This window comes from Oleiphilus sp. HI0061, assembly GCF_001635675.1.
This window is the reverse complement of record NZ_LWFE01001840.1, coordinates 1-1,504: the sequence shown is the minus strand read 5'-3', so window position 1 is coordinate 1,504 and position 1,504 is coordinate 1. Positions and strand designations below refer to the sequence as shown.

Sequence of the window (1,504 nt, the reverse complement as noted above, 5' to 3'; positions counted from 1 at the left end):
TGGTGGCCAGTTGATGCATATATTGGGTCTCGCGTGGTCAGGTGGTTATGGTGTGCAACGTAAGACTGCAGGAGCAGCTCAAGGTTTAGATCGTTTACCTGAAATTATAGGGATGGGAATGATGGGCTTGGGTGGTTTGATCTCTACCATCGGAGGCTTGCTGTTTTTGATCGTGATTATCAAGGCATGGCGGCGACGAACAGAGTTTGAACCTGGTAGCTAGCCGCCTATAGCCGTTTACAAAAACTCTTTGAAGCGACGAGATATAATGCTCATCACGATAGCGGCCAGGCGCGCATAGATATCGCTGAGATAAGCTTTGTTGGGCAGTTCATCTTCAAGTGTTTTTTGGACTGTTTCAAATTTTGAATAACCTTCTTTGGGTTTCTCCAAAGACTTCATTACTTTAGCCATGACTTGAGGAGATTGCTCAGAACCCATATCTTTCATAATTTCATGAGCATGAAACTCAAGTTCTTCAAGTGACATGGCCTTCAAGTGAGAAACCAGTTCAGCTTCTTTTAGCGAAATGACCTGATGCGTTTGTAGCGTGGCTTTCGTGGTGTTGTGTGTCATATCGCGTTGTCTCAAGTAGGGTCTAAAGTTTAATGATAGATTGGAACTTTCCGGCGTCATTGATAGAAATAACAAAGCTCCCTTCAATGCCGTGGTGTGTCACATATTTACTCAGGATAGCGGCCGGAAACTGAATGGATCGGCCATCTCTGCTGATTGCATAGACGATATTGGCTTCACCCCTATAGATTCGCAGCCATTCCTCTTTATCAATGGAAAGGTCGACGATAATTTCTTGCATAGTTTGAACTCTATTTCTTTCTTTATGCTGGCTTATACATGTTTTACGAACCAGTAGTCCTGCCAAAAACGTAAGACCTTTGAAGGGTACTTAGTTTTACCTAAACTGCCATTGTATCGCGCAAGGGCTCTGATCAGGTTGCCTTTCTCTTTATTCAGGTAATGCTTCAGGATTGTACAGCCATACCGGAGGTTGGTTGAAACGGTCGTGAGGTTGTCGTCCGGGCGACCAATCTCATTCTTCCAAAAAGGCATAACTTGCATGAGTCCTTGTGCACCCACTCTGGAGATAGCAAAGCGCTTAAATGCGCTTTCAACATGGATCACTGATAGTACTAACTCGGGTTCCAGGCCCGCTCGTTTCGCTTCAGAGTGAACGCGCTTTAACAGCGACAAACGTTCCTCTGGGTCTTTGATGTAGCGCTTAAGTCGGCTGGACATATCGACCAGCCAAACTTCAGCATCAAAGCGGTCAACAAAACTACTGGACTCATTGACCGTTTGCATAAGGAGCTTACGCAGCTCATCATCTGGAGCCTGGCGTAAGCTGGCCTGTTCAGCGCTAACTGAAGACGCGAAAGACAGAGAAATAACCAGCACGAATAAGAGCTGATAAAGACCTTGTGGAGTCATCGCTCTCATCGACAAACCCTAAGCAATAGTGAAGCCAAGCTTATCTGCTAGTAAG

General features: G+C 45.4%; 4 protein-coding genes. 1 reads left to right on the top strand and 3 read right to left on the bottom strand.

Translation table 11 applies throughout. From position 1 onward, the window contains the following. On the top strand, nucleotides 1-223 hold a 223-nt coding region (locus A3735_RS27985), incomplete at its 5' end, for a hypothetical protein (protein ID WP_231882681.1). Nucleotides 224-237: 14 nt separating this feature from the next. Here A3735_RS27985 and A3735_RS27980 read toward each other — a convergent pair. The 3 genes from A3735_RS27980 to A3735_RS27970 are packed head-to-tail and all read right to left on the bottom strand — an operon-like array spanning nucleotide 238 to nucleotide 1,449. Next, nucleotides 238-576 carry a hypothetical protein gene (locus A3735_RS27980; RefSeq protein ID WP_068515566.1) on the bottom strand — a complete coding sequence of 113 codons (339 nt, stop codon included), beginning with the start codon at nucleotides 574-576 and terminating at the stop codon, nucleotides 238-240. 22 nt (nucleotides 577-598) lie between these two features. Continuing rightward, complete coding sequence (locus A3735_RS27975) at nucleotides 599-817, bottom strand: DUF2835 domain-containing protein (protein ID WP_068515563.1); 219 nt, start codon at nucleotides 815-817, stop codon at nucleotides 599-601. Nucleotides 818-849: 32 nt separating this feature from the next. Then, nucleotides 850-1,449: a lytic transglycosylase domain-containing protein gene (locus A3735_RS27970; RefSeq protein ID WP_197470029.1), complete on the bottom strand. Its 600-nt coding sequence runs from the start codon at nucleotides 1,447-1,449 to the stop codon at nucleotides 850-852. Between the last annotated feature and the right edge of the window lie 55 nt (nucleotides 1,450-1,504).

Excerpts from the sequence above, each read along its gene's own strand:
- A3735_RS27975 (WP_068515563.1), bottom strand. The coding sequence starts at position 817 with ATGCAAGAAATTATCGTCGACCTTTCCATTGATAAAGAGGAATGGCTG.
- A3735_RS27980 (WP_068515566.1), bottom strand. The coding sequence starts at position 576 with ATGACACACAACACCACGAAAGCCACGCTACAAACGCATCAGGTCATT.
- A3735_RS27970 (WP_197470029.1), bottom strand. The coding sequence starts at position 1,449 with ATGACTCCACAAGGTCTTTATCAGCTCTTATTCGTGCTGGTTATTTCT.